This window comes from Bacillus sp. MD-5 (genome assembly GCF_002201875.1).
GTDB classification, from domain to species: domain Bacteria; phylum Bacillota; class Bacilli; order Bacillales; family Bacillaceae; genus Bacillus; species Bacillus stercoris.
Map to the genome: position 1 here is coordinate 3,030,870 of NZ_CP021911.1, position 25,139 is coordinate 3,056,008.

27 protein-coding genes are annotated in these 25,139 nt (G+C 45.2%); 6 read left to right on the forward strand and 21 right to left on the reverse strand.

Features of this window, described 5'->3' with window-relative positions:
* Positions 1 to 31: 31 nt before the first annotated feature.
* Together besA and CDO84_RS15360 are read right to left on the reverse strand one after the other, a co-directional pair.
* A complete protein-coding gene (gene besA / locus CDO84_RS15355; protein WP_040081955.1) occupies positions 32 to 901 on the reverse strand; it encodes a ferri-bacillibactin esterase BesA in 870 nt (289 codons plus the stop codon).
* Between the two features lie 212 nt (positions 902 to 1,113).
* The gene (locus tag CDO84_RS15360; protein ID WP_040081954.1) at positions 1,114 to 1,710 is read right to left on the reverse strand and encodes a sulfite oxidase-like oxidoreductase; all 597 of its coding nucleotides are present in this window, start codon (positions 1,708 to 1,710) and stop codon (positions 1,114 to 1,116) included.
* 101 nt (positions 1,711 to 1,811) lie between these two features.
* On the opposite strand from CDO84_RS15360, the gene CDO84_RS15365 reads away from it, so the two are divergent.
* A complete protein-coding gene (locus tag CDO84_RS15365; protein ID WP_040081953.1) occupies positions 1,812 to 2,414 on the forward strand; it encodes a biotin transporter BioY in 603 nt (200 codons plus the stop codon).
* Positions 2,415 to 2,485: 71 nt separating this feature from the next.
* On the opposite strand, the gene CDO84_RS15370 is transcribed toward CDO84_RS15365, so the two are convergent.
* Positions 2,486 to 3,814, reverse strand: a complete 1,329-nt coding sequence (locus CDO84_RS15370) for a Na+/H+ antiporter family protein (RefSeq protein ID WP_014665222.1) — start codon at positions 3,812 to 3,814, stop codon at positions 2,486 to 2,488.
* 143 nt (positions 3,815 to 3,957) lie between these two features.
* Positions 3,958 to 5,460: a leucyl aminopeptidase gene (locus CDO84_RS15375; RefSeq protein ID WP_040081952.1), complete on the reverse strand. Its 1,503-nt coding sequence runs from the start codon at positions 5,458 to 5,460 to the stop codon at positions 3,958 to 3,960.
* 157 nt (positions 5,461 to 5,617) lie between these two features.
* On the opposite strand from CDO84_RS15375, the gene CDO84_RS15380 reads away from it, so the two are divergent.
* Positions 5,618 to 6,094: a divergent PAP2 family protein gene (locus tag CDO84_RS15380; RefSeq protein ID WP_014665224.1), complete on the forward strand. Its 477-nt coding sequence runs from the start codon at positions 5,618 to 5,620 to the stop codon at positions 6,092 to 6,094.
* Between the two features lie 29 nt (positions 6,095 to 6,123).
* Here the strand turns inward: CDO84_RS15380 and spsC are convergent, their stop codons facing one another.
* From spsC to CDO84_RS15400, 4 genes are all read right to left on the reverse strand, one after another.
* The gene (gene spsC / locus CDO84_RS15385; protein ID WP_014665225.1) at positions 6,124 to 6,780 is read right to left on the reverse strand and encodes a stationary phase survival protein SpsC; all 657 of its coding nucleotides are present in this window, start codon (positions 6,778 to 6,780) and stop codon (positions 6,124 to 6,126) included.
* 102 nt (positions 6,781 to 6,882) lie between these two features.
* Positions 6,883 to 7,203 (reverse strand): YuiB family protein, encoded by a 321-nt coding sequence (locus tag CDO84_RS15390; protein ID WP_014665226.1) that lies wholly within the window; start codon positions 7,201 to 7,203, stop codon positions 6,883 to 6,885.
* 53 nt (positions 7,204 to 7,256) lie between these two features.
* A complete protein-coding gene (locus tag CDO84_RS15395; protein WP_015714640.1) occupies positions 7,257 to 7,400 on the reverse strand; it encodes a YuiA family protein in 144 nt (47 codons plus the stop codon).
* Between the two features lie 172 nt (positions 7,401 to 7,572).
* A complete protein-coding gene (locus CDO84_RS15400; RefSeq protein WP_040082517.1) occupies positions 7,573 to 8,793 on the reverse strand; it encodes an NAD(P)/FAD-dependent oxidoreductase in 1,221 nt (406 codons plus the stop codon).
* 331 nt (positions 8,794 to 9,124) lie between these two features.
* Between CDO84_RS15400 and yumC the strand changes: the two genes are divergently transcribed.
* Entirely contained in the window at positions 9,125 to 10,123 is a 999-nt protein-coding gene (yumC, locus tag CDO84_RS15405) for a ferredoxin--NADP reductase 2 (protein ID WP_040081949.1), read from the forward strand.
* Positions 10,124 to 10,162: 39 nt separating this feature from the next.
* Here the strand turns inward: yumC and CDO84_RS15410 are convergent, their stop codons facing one another.
* Positions 10,163 to 10,303 carry a hypothetical protein gene (locus tag CDO84_RS15410; RefSeq protein WP_003228723.1) on the reverse strand — a complete coding sequence of 47 codons (141 nt, stop codon included), beginning with the start codon at positions 10,301 to 10,303 and terminating at the stop codon, positions 10,163 to 10,165.
* A gap of 277 nt (positions 10,304 to 10,580) precedes the next feature.
* Here CDO84_RS15410 and guaC point away from each other — a divergent pair, with 277 nt between their 5' ends.
* A complete protein-coding gene (guaC, locus tag CDO84_RS15415) occupies positions 10,581 to 11,561 on the forward strand; it encodes a GMP reductase (protein WP_040081946.1) in 981 nt (326 codons plus the stop codon).
* Between the two features lie 71 nt (positions 11,562 to 11,632).
* Here the strand turns inward: guaC and CDO84_RS15420 are convergent, their stop codons facing one another.
* The 6 genes from CDO84_RS15420 to CDO84_RS15445 form a co-directional block, all read right to left on the reverse strand.
* On the reverse strand, positions 11,633 to 12,256 hold the full coding sequence (locus CDO84_RS15420) for an FMN-binding negative transcriptional regulator (protein ID WP_014665233.1): 624 nt from the start codon (positions 12,254 to 12,256) through the stop codon (positions 11,633 to 11,635).
* Entirely contained in the window at positions 12,256 to 12,798 is a 543-nt protein-coding gene (locus CDO84_RS15425) for a spermidine/spermine N(1)-acetyltransferase (protein ID WP_040081945.1), read from the reverse strand. Before CDO84_RS15425 ends, CDO84_RS15420 begins: the two co-directional genes overlap by 1 nt.
* Positions 12,799 to 13,118: 320 nt before the next feature.
* Entirely contained in the window at positions 13,119 to 13,481 is a 363-nt protein-coding gene (locus tag CDO84_RS15430; RefSeq protein ID WP_003244166.1) for a HesB/IscA family protein, read from the reverse strand.
* A 78-nt stretch (positions 13,482 to 13,559) separates the two neighbouring features.
* A complete protein-coding gene (dapF, locus tag CDO84_RS15435) occupies positions 13,560 to 14,414 on the reverse strand; it encodes a diaminopimelate epimerase (protein ID WP_040081943.1) in 855 nt (284 codons plus the stop codon).
* Positions 14,415 to 14,535: 121 nt separating this feature from the next.
* Positions 14,536 to 15,750 carry a NupC/NupG family nucleoside CNT transporter gene (locus CDO84_RS15440; RefSeq protein ID WP_014665236.1) on the reverse strand — a complete coding sequence of 405 codons (1,215 nt, stop codon included), beginning with the start codon at positions 15,748 to 15,750 and terminating at the stop codon, positions 14,536 to 14,538.
* 136 nt (positions 15,751 to 15,886) lie between these two features.
* On the reverse strand, positions 15,887 to 16,123 hold the full coding sequence (locus tag CDO84_RS15445) for a YuzB family protein (RefSeq protein WP_003222913.1): 237 nt from the start codon (positions 16,121 to 16,123) through the stop codon (positions 15,887 to 15,889).
* 262 nt (positions 16,124 to 16,385) lie between these two features.
* On the opposite strand from CDO84_RS15445, the gene CDO84_RS15450 reads away from it, so the two are divergent.
* Positions 16,386 to 17,453, forward strand: a complete 1,068-nt coding sequence (locus tag CDO84_RS15450) for an NAD(P)/FAD-dependent oxidoreductase (protein ID WP_014665237.1) — start codon at positions 16,386 to 16,388, stop codon at positions 17,451 to 17,453.
* A 223-nt stretch (positions 17,454 to 17,676) separates the two neighbouring features.
* On the opposite strand, the gene CDO84_RS15455 is transcribed toward CDO84_RS15450, so the two are convergent.
* Positions 17,677 to 18,003, reverse strand: a complete 327-nt coding sequence (locus CDO84_RS15455; RefSeq protein WP_040081940.1) for a YuzD family protein — start codon at positions 18,001 to 18,003, stop codon at positions 17,677 to 17,679.
* 97 nt (positions 18,004 to 18,100) lie between these two features.
* Between CDO84_RS15455 and CDO84_RS15460 the strand changes: the two genes are divergently transcribed.
* Positions 18,101 to 18,436 (forward strand): NifU family protein, encoded by a 336-nt coding sequence (locus tag CDO84_RS15460; RefSeq protein ID WP_172640843.1) that lies wholly within the window; start codon positions 18,101 to 18,103, stop codon positions 18,434 to 18,436.
* Positions 18,437 to 18,478: 42 nt separating this feature from the next.
* Here CDO84_RS15460 and CDO84_RS15465 read toward each other — a convergent pair whose 3' ends face one another.
* The 5 genes from CDO84_RS15465 to cotNH form a co-directional block, all read right to left on the reverse strand.
* Positions 18,479 to 20,452, reverse strand: coding sequence for a S9 family peptidase (locus tag CDO84_RS15465; RefSeq protein WP_040081937.1), 1,974 nt, complete (start codon positions 20,450 to 20,452; stop codon positions 18,479 to 18,481).
* Between the two features lie 108 nt (positions 20,453 to 20,560).
* Positions 20,561 to 21,490, reverse strand: a complete 930-nt coding sequence (thrB, locus tag CDO84_RS15470; RefSeq protein ID WP_040081935.1) for a homoserine kinase — start codon at positions 21,488 to 21,490, stop codon at positions 20,561 to 20,563.
* Complete coding sequence (thrC, locus tag CDO84_RS15475) at positions 21,487 to 22,545, reverse strand: threonine synthase (protein ID WP_040082516.1); 1,059 nt, start codon at positions 22,543 to 22,545, stop codon at positions 21,487 to 21,489. Before thrC ends, thrB begins: the two co-directional genes overlap by 4 nt.
* Positions 22,545 to 23,846, reverse strand: a complete 1,302-nt coding sequence (locus CDO84_RS15480; protein ID WP_014665242.1) for a homoserine dehydrogenase — start codon at positions 23,844 to 23,846, stop codon at positions 22,545 to 22,547. Before CDO84_RS15480 ends, thrC begins: the two co-directional genes overlap by 1 nt.
* 200 nt (positions 23,847 to 24,046) lie before the next feature.
* Positions 24,047 to 25,066: a spore coat-associated protein CotNH gene (gene cotNH, locus CDO84_RS15485; protein ID WP_014665243.1), complete on the reverse strand. Its 1,020-nt coding sequence runs from the start codon at positions 25,064 to 25,066 to the stop codon at positions 24,047 to 24,049.
* Positions 25,067 to 25,139: the final 73 nt, after the last annotated feature.

Below are 25,139 nucleotides of genomic sequence, written 5' to 3' on the forward strand. Positions count from 1 at the left end.
ACTATTTTTTAGAAGCTAGGCTGAGTATGTCTCAGCCCATTGAAAGATGTGGTCCGTCAGGATGAAGCGCAAAACGCAGCGCCCGGCTGACCAAAACAGGAAGAACCGAAATATGCCCTTCTCCTGAAAACTCGCAAAATTCTGCCCGTATGCCTTGTTCAGATAAAACGGCCAGCCGCTCGTAAAGCTCCCTCGCATTGTCGTTCATCCGGCTTTTATGATGCTGCTCCAATTCCCCTGCGGCAAGCAGGATATTGATAGGCTGATTGTTTTTCTTAGTGAGGGAGGCGAAATGATCCGCTCTCTCGAGAATAAACGGTTTATTCCAATGAATGGACGGACTTCCCGCAATATAGGTTTGAAACGCATACGGCTTTGTTAACAGCACCTGCAGCACGAAAAGCCCGCCAAGCGAGTGGCCAAAGATTGTTTGTCTATTTTTATCAATCTGGTAATCTCGTTCTATCTCCGGTTTCAGATCCTCCTCAATAAACCTGATAAAGCTCTCAGCTCCGCCATGCTCCGGCCATTCTTTGCCGTCGGGCCGTTCCGGCAGCTTCGATTGGGCTGTCGGCATTGTAAAATCCCGGTGACGCGCTGAGGAAAACGGTTCCGCTGTCTCATAGCCAATGCCGACGATCACTGCAGGAATTACCCCTGTTTTTTCAGGTCGGCGCCCCTGTATTCGAACGGCTTCCGTCATCGTTCCAAAGACAGAATTGGCATCCAGCAGATAAATCACAGGATAGCCAGCGGGTGGCGGCGGCGTATTCGGTTTCGAGATAAAAATATGATAGGTACGGTTTTCAATGCGAGAAGACATCATACGCACTTCCGTACCAGGAATCGTATATGCGTTTGGTGTTCCGCCTTTCGTCCGGTCTGTTGTTTGCTCTTTCATGCAGTACGACATTCCTCTCCTTAAACTAAACGCAATGTATGATAATGATTTTCACTATCAACTAGACAACTCAAATAATAGGTTTTCTTCCAAAGAAAGTCAACTTTTTCCCGAATAAAAAAGGCACCTATATCAAATAAGGTACCTGCAGACTATCAATATGGAAATAAAAACCTGATAAAGATGCGGATGGTCCTGTTTAAAATAGAACCTTAATCCCATGTAAATCTTTGATTTTGCCAAGGATCCCCTCTCATGTGATAGCCATTCCGCTCCCAAAAGCCCGGATGGTTTTCTTTCGTAAATTGGATGCCGCGCAGCCACTTGGCGCTTTTCCAAAAATACAGATGCGGAAATACACCCCGCAGCGGGAAGCCGTGTTCAGGCGTTAATGGCTCGCCATTATGCGCATAAGCCAGAAGGGAAGTTTCCGCTAAGAAATCATCAAGCGGCAGATTGGTCGTCCAGCCTTCTTCCGCATGTAAAATAACGTAGCCAGCTTCTTCTTTCACACCCGCTTTTTCCGCTATATCACGAGCACGCACGCCTTGCCACACATTATCAAGCCTCGACCAGCCCGTGACACAATGAATGTCATTTTTCGATTCGTACTTCGGAAAGGCTTTGACATCTTCAAAGCTCAGCAGCATCGGTTGGTCAACCAAACCGTATACTTGAAGATTCCATCTCGTCATATCTTCGTAATATGAGACACTTCCCGTATGAAGCACAGGAAATGAAGTGGTGACATTTTGATTTGGGGGCACTCTTCCAGATTGATCGGACTGTTTTGTTTTTCCAAAATACATATGGAACCCTCTCTTTTGTTAACCTCGTTTTAATTTATGTTGACAATATTTCCATTCTTTATTACTCTATGATTGTGTATGTAAACCTAAGGGGGACAACTATGAAACAACGTAAACTTCGCGCGGCCGATATGGCGCTGATCGGCATGTTCGCCGCACTTATGGCTGTCGGAGCCAACCTTACATCAGTAGCACCCTTTTTACAAGTTGCCGGCATTCCGCTTTCGATGCAGCCGTTTTTCTGTCTCTTGGCAGCCTTGCTTCTCGGCAGCAAACGAGCAGCGATTGCCATGATTGTATATGCACTTGTCGGATTGGCCGGAGCGCCTGTGTTTGCTCAATTTTCTGCAGGCTTCGCACCGTTTGCAGGGAAAAGCGGCGGGTTTATTATCTCATACATCCCGGCAGCATTTGCAGCGGGATGGTTTTTAGAACGAAAAATTCAGCCAAGCAAAATTCGATTTCTCATTGCTTCACTTATCGGAACGGCAATCATGTATATCATCGGCACTACCTATATGTATCTTGCACTGAAGCTGTGGATTCATACGCCGGTAAGCTACGGCACAGCTTGGGGCTTTATGACTTGGTTTATGGTAAAAGACACGGCGCTGGCTGTCATACTGGCGTTTATCGCACCAGGGATCTACCGGTCTATTCATAAAGCAACCGGCTTTAACAGAAATCACATATCGTCCACGTAAAAACCGTTCTATGGGAACGGTTTTTTTATGATAACGAGAAAAGGCTCCCCAGTAAAGGGGAGCCTTTTTCCTTATAAAACAAGCGCTGCAATCCATCCAAAGATAATAAGCGGGATATTATAAAATACAAAAGTCGGCACACAAGTGTCCCAAATGTGGTGATGCTGGCCGTCCGCACTTAAACCTGAAGTCGGTCCAAGCGTGCTGTCGCTGGCAGGTGAACCGGCATCGCCAAGCGCAGCAGCTGCCCCGATTATCGCAACCGTTGCCATCGGGCTGAATCCAAGCTGCAGGCAAAGAGGCACAAAGATCGTTGTGATAACAGGAATCGTCGCAAAAGAAGATCCGATTCCCATTGTAATGAACAAGCCGACAATGAGCATCAGCAATGCACCCACTAACTGACTGTGCCCCATGATGCCAGCTGCTGTTTTAACCAGTGACTCGACATCTCCGGTTTTCGTTAATACGTTTGAAAACCCGGCTGCAACAAGCATGACAAAGCCGATAAAGGCCATTAAGACCATTCCGTCAGTAATCAGTGAGTCCGCTTCATCACGCTTCATCACACCGCTGACAAACAGAATAACCAGGCCTGCCAGCGCCCCCATAATCATCCCTTCTACTCCCAAAGTCTGAGATAAGTAAAGCTGGACGCCGAGTGACACAACGATGGCAAGCACCGCGATAGCCAGACTTTTTTTCGTATATGGAGAAGAGCTCGCACCAGAAATTTCTTTTGTTTCATATGTTTTCGGTTTACGGAATACGATGATTGATAAAATCAGACCTACAACCATACCTGCTACAGGAATCATTAACGCATAAGGAATATCACCGAGAGATACGTTTAATCCGGCATCTGCCATATTATCCTTGAGCATTCCCTGGAAGATTTGCCCGAAACCAACCGGCAGCACAATATAAGGCGCCGTTAAACCAAAAGTGATCACACACGCAATCAGACGGCGGTCCATTTCAAGTTCATTAAAGATTTTCAAAAGCGGCGGAATCAGCACCGGGATAAACGCGATGTGAACTGGAACGACGTTTTGAGAAAAACAAGATACAATTAAAATAATCAGCACAATCAGCACCTTAGACAGCGCTTTTTTGCGAGAATCTTCTTTATTTCCGATTAATTTAACGGAGGCTTCCACCATTGCGTCCGGAAGACCCGTTTTCGTCAAAGCGGCGGCAAACGCGCCAAGCATGGCGTAGCTGACAGCAACAGTGGCATTTCCGCCGAGACCGTCTGTGAAAGCTTTAACCGTTTCGCCAAGACCGAGTCCGCCTGTTAACCCGCCGGCTAAGGCGCCTATAATTAATGCGATAACAATATTGACACGCAGCAGGCTTAATACAAGCATAAGCAGGACTGCGATGACGACTGCATTCATGATACCCCTCCAAAAATCCTTTAGTTTGCTAATGTAGTAGATAAATAAAGTACGAACGTATCGTATCATAACCGATCTACTTTAGTCAACTAAAGATTTTGGAAGAAAAAATCCCCGCCGCAAGATGCAGCAGGGATTCTACATTATTCGCTTTTTTCATCTTCCAATGCAAATCGCTCCGCAAGTGTAGCCAGTGTTCTTGCCATAACACCGGTTGCACCGGATGGTCCAAAGCAGGTCGCTTTATTGGCAGTCGCTGTGCCCGCAATATCAAGATGAACCCAAGGTGTTGACTCAGCAAATTCTCCAAGAAACGTTCCTGCCATAATCGCATGTCCTTCACGCCCTGGCGAATTGCTGAGATCCGCCATTTGGCTGCTTTTTACGCGCTTTTTATCCTTCTCTGTTATCGGCAGCTGCCAGATCGCCTCGCCGCACTCTTGTGCGGCATCAGCTACCTGCTGGTAAAAGCTTTGATCATTTGTCATTGCGCCGGTTGTTTCTGTTCCTAATGCCACAACGACGCCGCCGGTAAGCGTAGCCACATCAACAAGAACTGATGCGCCATGCTGTTTCGCATATGTAATGCCATCTGCAAGCACGAGCCTTCCTTCAGCATCTGTATTGAGGATTTCAATTGTTTTTCCGCTTAAAGATACGATCACGTCATCAGGCTTCATCGCCCCGCCAGAGATCATATTATCGGTTGACGGAATAACGGCCAGCACGTTTTGCTCGGGACGAAGCTCTCCGATCGTTTCCATAGCGCCGAGAACCGCAGCAGCTCCCCCCATATCTGATTTCATGCCGACAATTCCAGATTTCGTTTTAATGGAGTAGCCGCCTGTGTCAAATGTAATCCCTTTCCCGACAAGTCCGACGACATCTTCCCATTCCTTTTTGCCCTGATATTTCAGCACAATCATTTTCGGCGGTTCGGCAGAGCCTTGGTTTACCGCAAGTATTCCGCCCATACCGAGCTCTTCCATCTCTGATTTCTCCAATATCTCACACTCAAAATCATATTTTGCCGCAAGCTCTTCTGCATATGAAGCGAGGTCAGTCGCGGTCAGCATGTTTCCTGGCATATTCACAAGCGTTCTAGCCGAATTTGTCCCTTGTCCGTATGCCTGGCCGACGCGAAGCCCCGCCTGCACTTCCTGTGTATCTTCATCTGTGACAGCATATACGGTTTCAATTTGTTTGTCAGGCTCATTTGATTTGTGCTTATAATCCTGCACCTCATAGGAAGCAAGCAGGCAGCTCTCAGCTAATGCATGAGCGGCATCGGCTGGAGGCACATCTTCCGAAATAAACGTATCAAGCAGGACAGCTGCTTCTTGTTTTCGATCTTTATGAATAGCCTGAAAAACATGAGCAAAACGCTCCTTCGCCTGGTCAAACGTAAAATTTGCTTTTCTTCCCAGACCAACGAAATAAATTCGTTTCATACCCGCAGAAGCTGGGGGGAATACTTTTGATACTTGATTCGGTTTCGCAGAGACATCACCATCTTTTAAAAGCTGTGTCAGATGGCCTTCGAGCATTTCATCAATTTCCAACGCTTTTCCTGTCAGCTGGCTTTTTTGAAAAAGCCCGACCACAAGGGTTTCTGTATGCTCTAATTGCTGAACCGCATAAAACATGAGGCTTACACTCCTAACGTAATGGGTATTTGTAATGAACAATGGTATAATAGGAAAAACATTCTTTCCACTACACTTATTTTATCAAACAACAGTCTAAGACTTGCTTTTTTCTTTTGAAACACGAAGGATTTTTCAAATAGAAAGGATGTCGCCGATGGAACTTTTAACGAATTTTCCTTTATTATCAAGCCTGGCCGCAATTATTTTTGCTCAGGTCATCAAAGTGCCCATACAGTATATCGTGTCCAGAAAACTGGACTGGTCGCTGGTCACAAGCACAGGCGGCATGCCGAGCTCTCACTCCGCAGCGGTCACTGCGCTTTCTACAGGCGTAGCCTTGGAGCATGGATTAGGCTCCTCACTCTTTGCGGTTTCTGCCATTTTCGCCGTCATCACCATGTTTGACGCAACTGGCGTCAGACGTCACGCCGGTGAGCAGGCAACAGTCATTAATAAGCTTGTCATTGATTTTAACCGTTTTGTTAATGAAGCAAAGGACTTCCCTAAAGCTGAAGAAAAAGAAAAACAAAAAAAGCTGAAAGAGCTTCTCGGACATCAGCCGATCGAAGTCTTTTTCGGAGGCCTAACAGGTATTTTACTGACATTAGCACTCGCTTACTTTTTCATGTAAAAAACGCTCCTGCTTTCGCTGGAGCGTTTTTATTCTTTCACCGTTTTATATTGATTTCTGAACACTTGCAAAGATTTTGTTTCATTGAGCTTCTCAAGCTCATCCTCGGTAATCTTTCCCGTTCCCTTTTTAATCACATATACATCAAGGGTTTTTTTGCCCCATTCATTGTATACATCTTTGACGGTTTCAAAGTACAAATCAAGGCGGTTTCCCTTAATAGCCGATCCGGTGTCAGCTACAACTCCGAGACCGTAATTCGGAATGAATAAAATCGTGCCGATCGGGAAAACCGACGGGTCGGCAGCAACCGTGGAATACAGATCCCGTTTCACTTTCACGCCTGAATATGTAAGCCCGTATAATGGATCACCGGGATTTTTTCCCGTCGATTCAGCTCCTGCAGTATAACCAGTTGCTGTTACTCTTTGGGCCGGATACTCATCCCAGTCAAATGCTTCTTCTAAGGGTTTTGTTTTATCCTTAGCCGCGGACGTCGTTTGTGTTTGTTTCTGCTGCAATGCTTTTAATGTCAGTCCTGCATGCTTCAAGTGCTTTTCTTGATGTTCCTGCACCCATTTTGACAAGTCCTTCGCTTCGATTCCTGACACTGATAAAAATGTCGTGCCAAATGCAAGCAGAAATAAACAGGTCATCAGCAAACGTCTGATCATATTCAACATCATTCACCTCTCCTCCGAATCATTGTTCCCAAGCGGAGAGAGCATTATTCAAAATGATGAATGAGCGAACATACAAAAAAAGCTTTCTATAGAAGAAAGCGGCAGTTAAAACATTTGATATCCTCTTTTTCTGAGCATATTGATCGCTATCCCTGACACAATGGCGCCGGCCAAACCGCTGGCTAAAATCAGCACATCGGCAGCCGCTAATGATAAGACACGATGAAACAGGCTGGCAAAGGATTCTCCCGGCGACTGGACATAGCTGACCAGCTTTTCTTTGCTGATAATGAAAAGGCATACAACCGGATAAATCACAGCCATAATCCAAGACATTCTCAGCAGCATGTTTAATAAGAAACCGATTCCAAAAAACAAAACAAAAAACAAAACAATTGAGATGATTACGACTGGCAGACTAATCAACCTATTCCACCCCCCTGCGTTGCTTTTAGTGTAACGCGGGGGTGGAAATAAAGTCAACGTCTGGAAAATGAATGACTGTCTTTTCCTGTCCCCTGGCAAGAAGGACAAGTCTCTGAACCGCCGAGAATCAATTGAAAATATCCTTTTCCTGAGCAAAATGGGCATGCATGTGAAGCGGTTGTCGTTGCAGTTTTCATCTGATCATCACCCTTTTTCTTAATTTTCTGATAATATAACATATCAGGCTGTCAACAATAAAGTCAGATCATGTAACAAATCTTTTCATGTAAGCGGAAACATGCTTATTTTCCTCTCGTTCTCTTTTTATTTTGGCGTTTTTTAATAAAGAAAACCCGCTTCCGCGGGTTTTTAGAAAAACTTGAACTTGCCTTTTTTTAGTGTCAGTCCGAGTCCGCCAATCATAAACAACGATCGGTTATCAATGACTTTTTTCATAAACGAAGCCGGCGTGCCTTTCAGCTTTCTGCCATAAACAACCCCAACCGCGTTATGCTCGCCAAGAGAAGCCACTGTTCCCTTAATGTCCGGCTTGAATTCCTCAAGCTCTCCGCCTTTAATAAGCCTGCCAAGGTTTTTAGCGACTGTTACGCCCTGCTGCATTGCAATTTGCGCAGTTGGCGGATACGGACGCTCTGTATCTTCATTCATAAACAGCGAACTGTCACCGAGAATAAAGACATTGTCATGTCCTGGGGCGCGAAGATCAGGGTTGACTTTCACCCGGCCGCGCATATTTTCAAAACCGGCTTCCTCCACAATCGGATGGCCGCGGACACCTGCCGCCCATACAACGGTTTGCGATTTGATCTGCTCTGGTTCCTCATCTTTTTTGCCGACTCTGACTCCTTCTGGTGTACATTCTTGTACAGCCGTGCCGATCTTGAACTCAATTCCGTTTTCCTCAAGATAATGTACGGCATAGTCAACAAGTTCCGGATCAAAGCCCGGCAAAACGGTCGGCGCTGCTTCCACACAAACGATGCGGACAAGGCTTCTGTCAACGTCATACTCCTTACAGAGCTCCGGCACGCGAGCCGCCAGCTCACCAAGGAATTCAATGCCCGTAAATCCGGCGCCGCCAACAACGATCGTTAACCTGTCCGGCCTTTTTTCCGCTTCCGTATTGTAAGTCGCAAACTGCAGCTCAATATGTTCCCGCAGCAGGCGCGACGTGTTGATGTTGGCGATCGGAAACGCATATTCTTTCAAACCTTTAATGCCGAATGTTTCAGGCACGGCGCCGAGCCCGATGACTAAATAATCGTACTGCAGTTCTCCATTCGCAAGCACAACTTTTTTCTCATCAATTTTGATTGCCTTTACGGTATCCTGTACAAAATTAACCCGTGACTGGTTGATTACATCTTTTATCTGATAACGGCAGCGGTCATGATGGAGCGTACCCGCGCTCGCTTCATGCATCCATGTCGTTTCATAATGATAATTGTGTTTATTTACAAGCGTAATGTCAGCATCATTCGGCCCGACATACTTCGTCAGCCTTGTCACCGTCATCAATCCGCCATATCCTGCACCTAAAATCACGATTTTGGGCTTATTCAATGCCATCACATCCACCTTCTCTTTTTTTGCTTTTGTTAGACCCATAATAAAATCATCATTTGTGTTAGCTTCAGCTTATTGGCGGGATTTTATGAAATATATTGAAAAGTTTTTTGTGAAGTCCTCACCCATAGCACTACTACCATGTTTATCCGGCTGGCTCAAGAAACATTCAGAAAAAGATCATTTCATTTGGTTATTATCGTAGCGGCCGGCGGAAATATTTTCAAAAATGGATGGGCGCGTTGTATCCTTACGATTTTTTCTGCTGACTCGTCAATTCGAATGGCAATATGGTATAATTAATAACAATTTTCATTTAGGAGGCAATTTTCGTATGCGAGAGGATACAAAGGTTTATGATATTACAATTATAGGCGGGGGACCGGTCGGCTTATTCACCGCTTTTTACGGCGGGATGAGACAGGCAAGCGTCAAAATTATCGAAAGCCTGCCTCAGCTCGGCGGACAGCTTAGCGCCCTATACCCTGAAAAGTATATATATGATGTAGCGGGATTCCCGAAAATCCGCGCGCAAGAGCTTATCAATAACCTAAAAGAGCAAATGGCGAAATTCGACCAAACCATTTGTCTGGAGCAAGCGGTTGAATCAGTTGAGAAACAAGCAGATGGCGTGTTTAAGCTTGTAACAAATGAAGAAACCCACTACTCTAAAACAGTCATCATTACTGCAGGAAATGGCGCATTCAAACCGAGAAAGCTGGAACTTGAAAATGCCGAGCAGTATGAAGGCAAGAACCTCCATTACTTCGTTGACGATCTGCAAAAATTCGCCGGCAGACGCGTTGCGATCCTTGGCGGTGGAGATTCCGCGGTTGACTGGGCGCTTATGCTTGAGCCGATCGCAAAAGAAGTATCGATCATTCACCGCCGCGACAAGTTCCGTGCGCACGAGCACAGTGTGGAAAACCTTCATGCGTCGAAGGTTAATGTCCTGACACCATTCGTCCCTGCGGAGCTGATCGGTGAAGACAAAATTGAACAGCTTGTGCTTGATGAAGTGAAAGGCGACCGCAAAGAGATTTTAGAAATTGATGACTTAATCGTCAACTACGGTTTCGTTTCTTCTCTTGGACCGATCAAAAACTGGGGCCTGGACATCGAGAAAAATTCCATTGTCGTAAAATCAACAATGGAAACAAATATCGAAGGTTTCTTTGCAGCAGGTGACATTTGTACATACGAAGGAAAAGTCAACCTGATTGCCAGCGGCTTCGGTGAGGCACCGACAGCAGTGAACAACGCCAAGGCTTACATGGACCCGAAAGCCCGAGTACAGCCTCTTCACTCAACAAGTCTTTTTGAAAATAAATAATAAAAAAAGGAGTTTGTGTCAGGTGACACAGCTCCTTTTTTATTTGAAGATATTTATATAATTCAGTGCGGTTCCAACAACCAGTGCAATCACAAGTGCTGCGACTACCCAGATCATTGCCATAATAATGCGGTCTTGAATCTTTTGGGACTTCGGTGTTTTTTCTTCGTTTTGGGCCATCTTTTTTGCTCCTTTCACATGTTCATGCATAAAGAAAGCCTGGTGCTGAACAACCAAGCTTTGCTGAACGTATATCATTCGCGTTTTGATCCGCTCTCTAAGACCATTCGTTAAAACTATGATACCTAAACTCACTCTGCATGACAAGCTTCGGCACTTGCACCACACCTGCCAGAAAATAATAATGTTTGACATCATAAATAAAACAGAGTACATTATAGAAGGCGAACATTTCATATAATATAATTTTAAATATTCGTTTTTAGGAGTGAAAACCATGGAAAACGTATTTGATTACGAAGATATTCAGCTAATTCCTGCAAAATGTATTGTAAATAGCCGTTCAGAATGTGATACATCCGTACGTTTAGGCGGACGCACCTTTAAATTACCCGTCGTCCCTGCCAATATGCAGACGATTATAGATGAAAAGCTTGCGATTCAACTAGCCGAAAATGGCTACTTTTATGTCATGCACCGATTTGAGCCTGAAACACGAATTGATTTTATTAAAGATATGAACGCACGCGGATTATTCTCTTCTATCAGCGTGGGCGTCAAAGAAGAGGAGTATGAATTTGTCTGCCAGCTGGCAGAAGAAAATTTGGCTCCTGAATATGTGACAATAGACATTGCCCACGGGCACTCAAATGCTGTCATTGAAATGATTCAGCACCTCAAAAAACATTTGCCGGACAGCTTTGTGATTGCTGGCAATGTCGGAACGCCGGAAGCGGTCAGAGAGCTTGAAAATGCGGGAGCGGATGCCACTAAAGTCGGCATCGGACCGGGAAAAGTATGTATTACGAAAATCAAAACCGGCTTTGGCACAGGCGGCTGGCAATTAGCGGCGCTGCGCTGGTGCGCCAAAGCTGCGAGCAAACCGATTATCGCCGATGGCGGCATCCGCACCCATGGCGACATCGCAAAATCAATCCGATTCGGCGCGACGATGGTCATGATCGGTTCACTATTTGCCGGACACGAAGAATCACCAGGCCAAACGATCGAAAAAGACGGAAAGCTTTACAAGGAGTACTTCGGCTCAGCCTCTGAATTCCAAAAAGGCGAAAAGAAAAATGTCGAAGGCAAAAAAATGCACGTGGCCCATAAAGGCTCAATTAAGAATACATTGATTGAAATGGAGCAGGATCTTCAATCTTCCATTTCTTACGCAGGCGGAACAAAGCTTGACGCCATCCGCAATGTGGATTATGTAATTGTGAAGAATTCAATTTTTAATGGGGATAAATATTAATCATAAAAAAAAGCCAAGTCAGCGGCGACGCTTGACTTGGCTTTTTCTGCTACTTCTTCAGCAAAGTATGTTTATATTCGCTTTTTGAATGTATCTTTCATCAGTTCTGCCATTTGTTTTGCATTTGGATTTTCTTCATGTTGCAACTGATCAATGATGTTCATATAATCTGTTTCATTTCGGTTCTGGCTTAATTTATATGCCGCCTGAATGTCTTCCACCTTAATCTTAAATCCAACAATACCTTTTAATTCACGTTCTAAGAGTTTTGGAGAAAGCTTATCCCATAAAACAGGATGATCACGATGTTTTTCGTATTTCTCCAGCATGATTGTTAATTCTTCTGCTAGTTCATCTTTCTCTAACATACTTGCTTTTCCATACATGTGGACAGCCTGATAATTCCACGTCGGAACATTTTCGCGTGAATACCAGGAAGAAGAAATATAAGCGTGCGGTCCCTGAAACATCACAAGCACATCTTCACAGGCTTCAAACGTTCTCCACTGAGGATTTCCATAAGCGAAATGCCCCGTAATATAGTAATGATCGCCTTTTTTATGAAATCCTAACGGCAAATGAGTGGCAATTGGTTTTCCTTGTTCTGTTGTGACAATCGTACCAAAGGCGTTTTCTTGTACAAAATTCCAAATGTCTTCAGCATTTGTGACCTTAAAATATTTTGGAATATACATCAATATCCACCCTTTGAAAAATATGATGTGAGCGTTTTGGCCATGATTAAGTCTGTTTGTTCTTCATCCCCCATATAAAAAGAGTGGGCGCCGGTCTGAACAAACCCCATTTTCTTATAAAAGGCAATGGCATTTTCGTTTTTTTCCCATACACCTAGCCAAATGTTCTTTTTATTACGTTCCAGCGCAATTTCTATCGCTTTATTCAGCAGATGTTTGCCAAGCCCATGCTTTTGAAAGTTGTTCTTTATATAAATTCTCTCGATTTCAAGTGATTCAGCGCCCATTTCTTCAGACTGCGCATCATCGATGTTGACTTTTACATATCCAGCGACTTCATGATCAAAGTAAACAAAAAAGAATTCCGAAGACATATTGGATAATTCCTTTTCCAACTGCTTCTTGTTAAATGCCCTTTCTAAATAGGCTTTCATATTTTCAGGTGAATTCTGATCTTTAAAAGTGTCGTTGAATGTTTCGATACTCAATTGTTGGAGTATTTGTAAATCTTCCCGGCTGCATTTTTTAATGTTTACGCTCATGTTCGGACTTAGCTCCTTTATATAAAATCACGGAACAGATACTGACCTTGTTGCCATTCCACCAAAAATCTTCTCCATCATCAACTCCTTAATGTTATTTTTGTTGCAATTGCAATAAAATACTGTGTATTAAATATATCGTAACTTCGCTGTATTTACAACAAAATACAAAATAACGACAATACAGGATTTCTCTGTCCGAAACACTCGGACCTCTGCTTCATTTTTAAAATGCAGAGCATAATAAAAACGCCTCCCTTAACGATAATTTATCGCTAAGAAAAGCGTCAGTAATAGTTGCTATCCGTTTTTAGTAGTGCTTAGCACTCTTCAGGCTTGCCTGCATTCGTTGCTGTTCTGAACGAAGAACCGCAGCCGCATGAAGCGATGGCGTTTGGATTGTCGATGGTGAAGCCGCCGCCGAGCATGGATTGTTTATAATCAATCACGGTGCCGTTCATGATGTCGAGGCTTTCTTTGTCAACTAGAACAGTAATGCCGTGCTGGTCAAACACACTGTCTGATTCACTCTTTTCATGCTCAAAGCCCATGCCGTAAGAAAGCCCGCTGCAGCCGCCGCCTTTGACGCCTACGCGCAGAAACGCGTTTTCTTCCTCATGCTCTTTCATCATATCTTTTATATGCAAAGCTGCTGCTTCTGTAATTGTTACCGGGTTGCTCATCATTGTGAACCTCCTTTTAAAAACCGGTTGCTGTCTTTTATTATAAACATGATCGTCCCAATTCTCAAACAAGGTGTTTTACAAGAAATAGACACCCTCACAAACGGTTTCGGCAGGCCCTGTCATCATCACATGGCCGTTATCTTTCCAGTTTATCACCAAATCACCGCCTGCTAAATGCACCGTGATGTCTTGATTTCGTTTTGATACGCCGTTCAACACAGATGCGACAGCCGCTGCACATGCCCCTGTCCCGCATGCCTGTGTAATGCCTGATCCCCGTTCCCAGACGCGGAAATGCAGTTCTTGTTCATTCACGGTTTCGACGAATTCCACATTGACGCCTTCCGGAAATCTCGGGTCTTTCTCAATCACCGGTCCCAGTGTCGTTAAAGGTGCCTGTTCGATGTCAGCGATCGGAAAAACGATATGCGGATTTCCCATTGAAACGGCAGTGCCTGTTAGCTCAACTTCACCAAATGCCATGGTTTCATTGATTGTGTGCTCTTCCCCGCCGTCAAGCATCGGGAGCTCGGATTTTGATAAGCGCGGTTCGCCCATATCGACAGTGACCACATTCACTTTTCCATTTTCAACTTGAACCTCCGCTTTCACAAGCCCGGAGAGGGTTTCAATCAGAAAAGATGTTTCCTCAACCAGCTTATGCTCATATGCGTATTTTGCGACGCAGCGCAGGCCGTTGCCGCAGTTTTTCCCTTCAGACCCGTCATTATTAAAAATCCGCATTTTAATAGGCGCTTGATCTGATGGGCATATCAGGATCATTCCGTCAGAACCGATCCCTGTATAAACAGAAGAAACCTGTATTGCAATCTCTGACAGTTTTTCCTCAGGAAGCTGTTCTTCAAATTGATTCACATAAATATAATTGTTTCCCAGGCCGTGCATTTTGGTAAATCGAAATGAGTTCATAGGTGCCTCCAACTTTTTTCTTTTTCTTAGTATAAAAGCTATTATAAACGGACACAATACAATTATCCCCCGTTTTTCATACATAAAAGCTCCTTGCACTGACGCAAGGAGCTTTTATTGTTTATATAAACATGCCGGCAATAGCTGCGCTGAGCAGATTGGCTAATGTTCCCGCAAGAACAGCCTTCAGGCCGAGACGTGCGATATCCGAACGGCGGCTGGGCGCTAATCCGCCAAGCGTACCAAGCATAATCGCAATTGAGGAAAAATTGGCGAATCCGCATAACGCAAAACTGATAATGGTAGCCGTTTTCTTAGAAAACTCGCCGATGTGCGGACCGAAATTAGAATAAGCGACAAACTCATTCAGCACCAATTTCTGGCCGATATAGCTTCCAGCCTGCAATGCTTCATGCCAAGGCACGCCAATCAAAAAGGCGATAGGAGAAAACACATAGCCGAGAATGGATTCTAATGTGACGCCTTTTAAGCCGAACAAGCCGAAAGCCCCGCCGAGAATACCGTTTACTACGGCGATTAACGCAACGAACGCTAGCAGCATCGCCCCAACATTTAACGCAATTTGCAGTCCTGTTGACGCTCCCTTTGCAGCTGCGTCAATGACATTGGCTGCGCCTTCGCCTTCATCCATTTTAAAGTCGCTATTTACGGTTTGCGTTTTTTCCGTTTCGGGTATAATCAATTTACCAAAGACAAGTCCAGCTGGAGCAGCCATAAAGCTGGCCGCCAGCAAGTATTCAATCGGAATACCAAGAAGCGCGTACCCAAACAAGGTAGATCCCGCAACAGCCGATAGTCCGCTCGTCATAATCGTAAACAACTCAGAGCGCGTCAGCCCGGCAATCAGGGGCTTGATCACTAACGGAGATTCTGATTGTCCTACAAAAATATTGGCAGCCGCTGCCAGAGATTCTGTTTTGCTTGTTCCAAGGAGCTTCGACAATCCGCCGCCAATGACACGGAAAACGAGCTGCATGATTTTCAAATGATATAAAACTGCAATCAGTGCTGAGAAGAAAATGATAACGGGCAGTACACTTAATGCAAATGCCGGACTGTCGCCGACCTTTAAAAGCGGTCCAAAAATAAAACTGATGCCTTCATTCGCATAGTCAATCAGAAGCTGTACACGGCTTGAAAACCATAAAAAAACAGCGCGTCCCGCTTCCCATTTCAACACGATGTATCCAAACGCCACCTGTGTGCATAAACCAACGATGACGGTTCTTATCTTAATATTGCTTTTCTTTTCTGAAAATAAAAACGCGATAGCAATGATCGCAACTGCGCCCAGCAGTCCCCACAGAACATTCATGAATACTCGTACACCTCTTAAATTTTATTTAAAAAAATATCTTTTATACGATAACAATAATATTTTTTGATGTCTACACATTTTTTTAGTTCTTTTGTACGACAAAATAAAAAAGGGCCTGTCCAGGCCCTTTTCTTTAAAACATTGGATTTTCTTCAATAAAGGTATATATATTCTCAACAAGCTCAGCAGGCGTTTCACCCATGACGACTTCTCCGTTTACCAGAGCGAAAAGCGATTCCATACATGTCCCGCAGTAGCTTAAGCAGCCGTATTCAAGGACATCCAGGTTGGGATCCTTCTCTAAAATCGCCCTAGCTTCCTGAGAGCCGTGAGCCAGATTGCTGACACAAAATTCAATCATTGGATTCATGCGGTTTCACCTCACATACATCCATTATCGCGAATTTTTTACGATTCGTCAAAGACAACGGACTGTTCAAAATTTATTATCGTAACATATCATTTCTTGTATAACGTTTTACTAATTTGCGCTTTCAGGCTAAATTGTAGGTTATTTTGAAACTATTATTGTGATTTTAGATCAAATTCGATATAATTCTAGATGTTATTTTACATAGTTCGTATTTTCTTCAATGTGTCTATCATACTCTTCGGATTAAAGGGGAATTCAAATGAAAAAATTGGTCTTGATCGGCGGAGGTTACGGGAACATGCGTGTTCTTCATCGCTTATTGCCAAACCAGCTGCCTGATGATGTTTCAATCACGTTAATTGACAGAAATCCTTATCACTGCTTGAAAACAGAATATTATGCCCTTGCCGCAGGCACAATTTCTGACCACCATATCAGAGTGTCATTCCCAGAGCACCCTCGCCTGGATGTCCAATACGGTGATATCACATCAATTGATATTGCACAAAAACAAGTGCTGTTCCAAGATCGTGAACCGATTTCTTACGATGACGCCGTCATCGGGCTCGGCTGTGAGGATAAATATCACAACGTGCCGGGAGCGCCTGAATTCACCTACAGCATTCAAACCATCGATCAGTCCCGTGAAACCTACCAAAAGCTGAATAACCTGAGCGCTAATGCCACCGTCGCCATTGTCGGAGCGGGCTTAAGCGGTGTTGAGCTTGCAAGTGAATTGAGAGAAAGCCGTGATGACCTGAACATTATTTTGTTCGACCGCGGTAATCTCATTTTATCAAGCTTTCCCGAGCGTTTGAGCAAATATGTGCAAAAATGGTTCGAAGAGCACGGTGTCCGCATTATTAACAGGGCAAATATCACAAAAGTAGAAGAAGGCGTTGTGTATAACCACGATGATCCGATTTCTGCAGACGCCATCGTGTGGACTGCCGGCATACAGCCAAACAAAGTTGTCAGAGACTTAGATGTGGAGAAGGACGCACAAGGGCGTATTGTATTAACGCCTCATCACAATCTTCCAGGTGATGAACATCTGTATGTTGTCGGCGATTGCGCCAGCCTTCCTCATGCACCGAGCGCCCAGCTGGCAGAGGCTCAAGCAGAACAGATTGTCCAAATCTTGCAAAAACGCTGGAATGGAGAAGCCCTGCCTGAATCAATGCCGCAGTTTAAGCTGAAAGGCGTCCTCGGTTCACTTGGAAAAAAAGCCGGCTTCGGGCTTGTTGCTGACCGTCCGCTGATCGGCCGTGTTCCGCGTATGCTAAAATCCGGCTTGCTGTGGATGTACAAACACCATAACGGTTAATGATAGAGAAGAACCGCTGATTAGGTCAGCGGTTTAAATGATTACAAACGGCTAAAACGGTTTTAGTTTTAGCCGTTTTCATCTTTTCAGCGTGTTTGAAAACCCTTGAAGTCTATGAAAGGCGAGCATTGGAGCGGAGCGAATGTTTTCATTCGTGAGCACCAACGCACAGGCTTGACAACGAATGCGAGGGTTTGTCCACACGCTGGAACCGCTGATCAAGTCAGCGGTTTTCTATATACCCATGCTTCTCCATTTCCTCATAAACGTCTTTTAATTTTGGATTGCCTTCACCGACAATTTTGTCTTCTACGAGTACAAGCGGATAAAAATACTCGTCATTTCTGATTTTTTCCGCAAGCTCTTTCGCCTGTTCATTGTCAGGCGGCTCATGAATATCAATGTATTGCATCTCAAAAGGCTGATTCGGATATTTTCTTTTCAGCGCAGCCTCAAGCCACTCGTATGTATCCTTGGCTGTCGGCATATTGACACAGCTCGCACAAACGGTTTCTGCCCCGTACACGCTGAGCATGATTGGTTTCATCACTGCAAATGCCCCCTTCTCCTAGGTAAGTCCTTTCTTTAAGTATACAGAGCCAAAGGGCGTTTTTATAGAAAAAAACCGTTTTTGTGTTGAAGTCTGAATGTGCTATAATAGGGAAAGCAACTTTGCAAACCAAACAATAGATTTTTATTGTTACACTGAATATAATGGTTTTATGACGATGAAAGGAGCGAATGTCATGACTGAAGTTGAAATGAAAGAACAGGTGCAGGAAGTACTGGACAAACTTCGTCCGTTTTTACTTCGTGACGGCGGTGACTGTGAGCTTGTAGACGTAGATGAAGGTATTGTTAAGCTTCGTCTTCTAGGCGCATGCGGCAGCTGCCCAAGTTCAACAATTACGCTGAAAGCCGGAATTGAGCGCGCTCTTCTAGAAGAAGTGCCGGGTGTCGTTGAAGTAGAACAAGTCTTTTAATCAAGCAGCCAGGCTGATATTTGATCAGCCTGGCTTTTTTTATTAGAGATATTGGTCAAACCATGAGCTTATATAATTCAGGCGCTTGATCCGCTGTCTTGGGTGTCCGGTGCGTGACAAATTGTGCGACGCTTTCGGAAAACGGACAAGCATCGTTTCCTTGCCCATTTTTTTCAGAGCGATAAACAGCTGCTCCGCCTGCTCGATCGGGCATCGGTCATCCCGCTCGCTATGCAGAATCAAAAGCGGTGTCTTAACGTTTGCTGCGTATTTTAAAGGAGACCGGTCCCAGAGCTTTTCTGTGTCCTCAAACATGTCATGCTCAAGCTGCCAGTCTGTGAAGAAATAACCGATATCACTGACGCCGTGAAAGCTGATCCAATTTGAAATCGAGCGCTGGGTGACGGCAGCTTTAAAGCGGTTCGTCTGCCCGACGATCCAGTTGGTCATAAAACCTCCGTAGCTTCCGCCCGTGACGCCGAGCCGCTTAGGATCAATCTGCGGATCTCGTTTGATAGCCTCATCCACAGCCTGCATCACATCGTCATAATCCTTTCCCCCATAATCTCCTCTGACTGCATTCACAAATTCCTGCCCGTAGCCGTGGCTTCCCCTCGGATTGATATAGACGACCGCGTATCCCTTCGCCGCCAGCACTTGAAACTCATGAAAATATGTATGCCCGTACATCATATGAGGACCCCCGTGTATGTTGAGAATAAGTGGATATGCTGTTTCAGCTTCCATTTGTGCAGGCTTCATCAGCCAGCCGTTCACCGTCACGCCGTCTTCTGTGACATATTGAATCTCTTCAGGCATTGAAATCGCATGTTCACTGACAAACTTGTCATTCACGCCAGTCAGCTGTTTTTCTTCCTGTCCAAGCGGGATACTGTAAAGCTCACTCGGTCTGTCCGGCTTTGTCACACTGGCCATAAAGTGCTGTTCATCAGGTGAAAGAGAAAAGCTATTGATGTACTCCTTTTCCAGACGAATCGGATACACAAGGCCTTCAATCGAAATATAATAGATTCCCGTGCTTCCTTGATCTGTGCCGATAACATAAAACCCTTGGCAGTCTTTCGTCCAAATCGGGCGCTGTTCGGCACCTCCAATCAATGAATCTCCAATCAGCGCATCCGCTAAATGAACGTCCAGCATCTCAGTCAGACATGTGAGGCGGCCTTGTTCGATATCATAGAGCCACGCCTTTGAGAGCGTTGCATTCTTATATTCCTTTTCATTTCCAAGCAAAGCAAGATACCTTCCGTCTGGTGAAAATGAACTCGATCCGAATGAGCCGAGATGAGGTGTAACCTGCTTAAGATCACCAGACGCCAGTGACATCATGTAAACATCATGCGGCTTGCTGGCATCATCCGTTTCAGTTAAATTAGCTGAGAAAACAAGCCATTTGCCGTCAGGAGAAAAAGCAGGATCGCCATGGTCGGCTTTGTGATTTGTCAACTCCTTCATCTCGCCAGAGTTGACGCTGACAAGCACAAGCTGGGCATACGCACCTCTCGTCAGCCCTTTGCCGTCCCGTTTATAGGAGAGACCATGAACTTCAACAGGTTCATAGCTGTCCTGCTCCAATTTTTCTTGATCATTAGCACTTTCTCCCTCTCCCAAATTGACAGTGACAAGAATCGATTCACCGTCTGGGGACCATAGCGGCTTTGACACGCCATATGGGATATCAGTCAATTTTCTTGCTTCTCCGCCTTCAGTGCTCATGATATACAGCTGTGCTGCATCCCCTTCACGATCAGAAATAAAAGCAAGCGTGCGCCCGTCCGGAGACCATCTTGGGTCGGTGCTTCGCTTTTCTCCATGTGTCCAAGGAACAGACCCGCCTGTTTTTGTTTCATAGACCCATATATTTGATGTATACGAATCTTTCTCTTGGTTTACTTGTGACTTCACAAATGCGGCACGGGTGCCGTCTGAGGCGTATTGAGGATCGGTCACAGAGACAATCTCTGTGATGTCTTCTGCGGTTATCAGCTTTTTCATATTCATATCTCCTCCTTTTTACATGTATTTCGTTTTCCTAAATAAAAACTCCTTTATCTCCAGCAAAAAAAGCGCCCTCAGCTGAGGCTGAGGGACGCTTGGCATGATTTATACACTTTTTACTTGGTATAAAGGGTTTCGCTCTATTATACTTCCCTCTTTTGGAACGGTCAAAGCGTCCACTTCACAATGAGGGAAATGAAGCGCGAGCTGTTCCTTCAGCTCTTCTCCCTTTCCTTTTTCGGTCATGACGAGAATCGTCGGGCCTGCCCCGCTGAGCGCCGTTCCATATGCGCCCTTCATCTCGGCGACGTATTCTACTTTAGACAGCTCAGGCACTAGCATCGCCCGGTACGGCTGATGAAATATATCCTTTTTCATCATTTTCCCGACGAGCGGCCAATCCTTGGACATAATCGCAGCAATGAGCATATTGCTGACAGCACTTGCTTTTACGGCATCGGCATATGGAAACTCCTTCGGAAGCACGTCTCTTGCGTCTCTTGTCAGCACTTCGTAAAAAGGAATGACAACGACAACGTCAATGTCGGCATCCGGGACGCGGATCATTTGGGTCTCGTCATCCTCATGCAGGCCGATCACAAGTCCGCCAACGAGAGACGCGCCAGCATTGTCCGGGTGTCCTTCTTCTAGACTGGCTACATGCAGCTTGTCCGCTTCAGACAGCTTTAGGCCGCATAATTCATCAGCCAGTTCAATGGCCGCTACAATCGCCGCGGCGCTGCTGCCAAGGCCGCGTGCAAGAGGGATGTCGCTCCACACCTTCACATGGACAGGGGGCATTTCTTTTCCGTATAAATCTGCGGTCCGTTTAGCCACTTGATAGATCAGGTTATCTGTACCCGCCGGAATTCCGGCGACTGTTTCTGTTTCAGCTTCAAATGACCATTTGTCGCTTTCAAAGACGGTCAGCTTCAAATATCTGCTAAGCGCCATTCCGACTGAATCAAAGCCGGGGCCCAGGTTAGCCGTGCTTCCGGGAACAGTGACAGAGAACAGCATGTCGGTTTCGTTCATACACGGGCTGCTCCTTTTATATATTCGAGGATGCTTTCTTCATCAGTCGGCAATGTGACGGGCTTGATTTCGGAAATGTCGACCGCTGTGTTCGGATCTTTCAGTCCGTTTCCTGTTAACACAGCCACGACCTTGCTGCCTTTCGGAATTTCTCCGGATTTCACCTGTTTCAGCACTCCTGCGATAGACGCGCAAGAACCTGGTTCTGCAAACACGCCTTCTTCACGGGCAATCAGCTGATAGGCGTGAAGGATTTCATCATCAGTGACTTCGTCAATTTTCCCATCGGATTCCTCGGCTGCCTTTACCGCTTTGTCCCAGCTTGCCGGGTTTCCAATCCGAATGGCCGTCGCTATTGTTTCCGGATTTTCAATCACTTCATTGCGCACAATTGCCGCAGCGCCCTCCGCTTCAAAGCCGCGCATTTTTGGAAGGCCTGTGCCGTTTTTCTCATGATATTCCTTGAAGCCTTTCCAGTACGCAGTGATATTTCCCGCGTTTCCAACTGGGATCGCTAACACATCCGGCGCTTCCCCCAGCTGTTCGCACACTTCGAAGGCAGCAGTTTTTTGGCCTTCAATGCGGTAAGGGTTGACTGAGTTGACAAGGGCAATCGGTGATTTCTCACAGATGGAACGGACAATTTTAAGCGCGTCGTCAAAGTTTCCGTCAATTGCGATAATCTCGGCTCCGTACATGACTGCTTGAGCGAGCTTTCCAAACGCAATTTTTCCGTTCGGGATAATGACGATGCATTTCATGTTAGCGCGGGCTGCATAGGCTGCCGCAGCAGCGGAAGTGTTACCTGTTGACGCGCACATAATCGTGTCATTGCCTTCTTCTTTTGCCTTCGCCACAGCCATAACCATTCCGCGATCTTTAAATGATCCAGTAGGATTGACGCCCTCCGTTTTGACATGAAGCTCAATTCCGAGCTGCTCAGACAGCTTCGGCAGGTGAATAAGAGGCGTGTTTCCTTCATGTAAAGTAAGCGCCGGTGTTTGATCTGTTACAGGTAAAAATTCTTTATATTGATGGATAAGTCCTTTCCACATTAGCTCCAACCGTTCCCTTCTACACGATATGTGCTTTTGACTTCTTGAACGACTTCCAAATCATTTAGGTTTTGCAGGATATCACTGAAATCAGCTTCTGATGTATGGTGTGTGACAATTACGATTTCTGCTAACTCATCATGGCCTTTAATTGGCAGTTGAAGAATTTTCTCAAAGCTCACGCCCCGTTCTGAGAACACAGACGTAATTTTCGAGAATGAACCAACCTCATCTTTTACATGAATTCTTAAAAACTGCTGTGCGTAAATGTCAGACGGCGATTTCATGTTTTTCTCATATTGCGGCCCGACAAAGCTGTTGCCGGTTACGCCGAGGCGCATATTTTTCATGACAGCGACAAGGTCAGAAACAACGGAGGTCGCTGTCGGCATGCTTCCGGCTCCCGGTCCGTAGAACATCGTCTCACCGACAGCCTCGCCGTATACATAAACGGCGTTAAACTCATTATGAACAGCAGAAAGCGGATGGTGGTCAGGAAGCAGTGTCGGCTGTACGCTGACTTCGATTTTGCTGCCGTCACGCTGGGCAATCCCGATCAGCTTCATTGTATAGCCGAGACGTTTGCTGAAGCTGATGTCCTCGTCTGTAATCTGGGAGATCCCCTTTACCTTAACGTCTTCCAAATCCACGTTCATCGAGAAGCCGAGGCGCGCCAATATCGCCATTTTCCGTGCGGCGTCAAGCCCTTCCACGTCTGAAGTCGGATCAGCTTCGGCAAAACCGAGATCCTGGGCTTCCTTGAGCACTTCCTCGTAAGGGCTTTTCTCTTTGATCATTTTTGTTAAGATAAAGTTCGTTGTGCCGTTCACAATTCCCATCATTTTTGTAATCCGGTCTGATGAGAGGCCTTCCTCTAACGTGCGCAGAATCGGAATCCCGCCGGCAACACTGGCTTCAAAGTAGATATCGCATCCATTTTCCTTCGCTTCAGCAAGCAGCTCGGAGCCGTACACAGCCATTAAGTCCTTGTTTGCTGTGACAACATGCTTTTTCGATCTCAGCGCGTCGACCAAATATTGTTTTGTCTGCTCAACTCCGCCGATCACCTCGATAACAACATCAACATCCGGGTCATCAATGACATCATATACTTCTGTCGTAAGCACTTCTTTCGGCAAATCTACTTCTCTCTTTTTCTCTACATCTTTTACAAGCACTTTTTTTATCGTAACCGGACAGCCGACCTGATGCATAAGCTTATCCTGATGATCTTGAATAATTTTAACGACACCGCTTCCCACGGTACCTAAACCTAAAAGCCCTACACGAATCGCTTTCAAAAAAACTCCACCTTTCTTTTGATTGTCCTCTTGAAAAAGACAATTGTTAACTCAACACAGACATATAAGTTACAAACATTATATAAGCCCGCTTCTGTTTTGACAAGACAGCGATAGGCTGAATTTTCCGAATGTAAACGCTTAACACATTGATATGACAAGATTCTTTATTTTCTAATTATTTTTGTCAGATTTTCTCCTCACCCTGAGCTGCCTTTGCCGAGCCAGCTGACGCGGGGAACAAACAGCTTCTGCGCCCGCATATTCATGAATTCCTGCGCTGTATTGAGAAATTGTTCATAACGCTCACAGTCATTAAGAATAAAGTCAAGCTGTTCTTCAAAATAATGCTTTTCTGATTCTGAAGACATGTAATAGCTTTCCACAATTTCAAAATAATGAAGCGGAAAAAGCAGACGGCTGTATAAAAGGCGTTTCGAAAACGAAGACAGCGGTGTGACTTGCTCGTATTCCTGCAAAAAGAGAAAGCCCTGCTGTTGAAAATCTTGTCTGTGATGCAAAAACGTATGTCTCATATATTCAGCCATATCACGGGAAGCGTGGTCAAACACCCAATCCGCCGGAATCCTGATCAGTGATTCAGGTGACCATGTATGCCTTTCCATCCGCTGATGGCATATCGTTCCTGAATCAGCGGCTTGGGGCTTGTCATCCAGCTCCGTGTCCACTAAATATTGGATCGCGTTTTCTGACAGTCCTAAATAATATGGAAAAGACTCGATCATTTTTTTATCGAATGGCTCGTGAGGAGGGCTATGAACCTTTCGCTGCCAAAACACCTCCAGCTGATCAATGCGTTTTCCCCACAGATCCTTCCACTGGCCGATTCTTCCGGCTGCCTTCACCTCATACGGATACCCTCGGCCTTTTCGGTGAAATTCCGCCAGCTCCGCTCCAATGGAGAACGCCCTGTTTGAATAAGGGGGGGCCGCCTTCAGCAGAGCGTACGTTTTTTCTTCATGTTCAAATGTCAGCTCGCCTTCTTTTGTAAAGATAAAAACCGAAACGTATGGGTCACTTTGTTCTTGTAAATACTGACTCATGTAATAAAGCTCCGCCAGCTCTGTATCTGAGAATTGGGAAACGGGGACTATCAGAAAGAATGAATTAGGCGTCTGAAAGCATTGATATGTGTGCTGGTACACGGAGAGCTGCCTGATGTGAATGCCGTATTTTTCTTTTATTGTACCTTTCACCATGATCACCTGCCTGTTGAATTAGGGCTCATCACATCGTAGTCATACACAGCCGGAATTATGAATACATATTTTA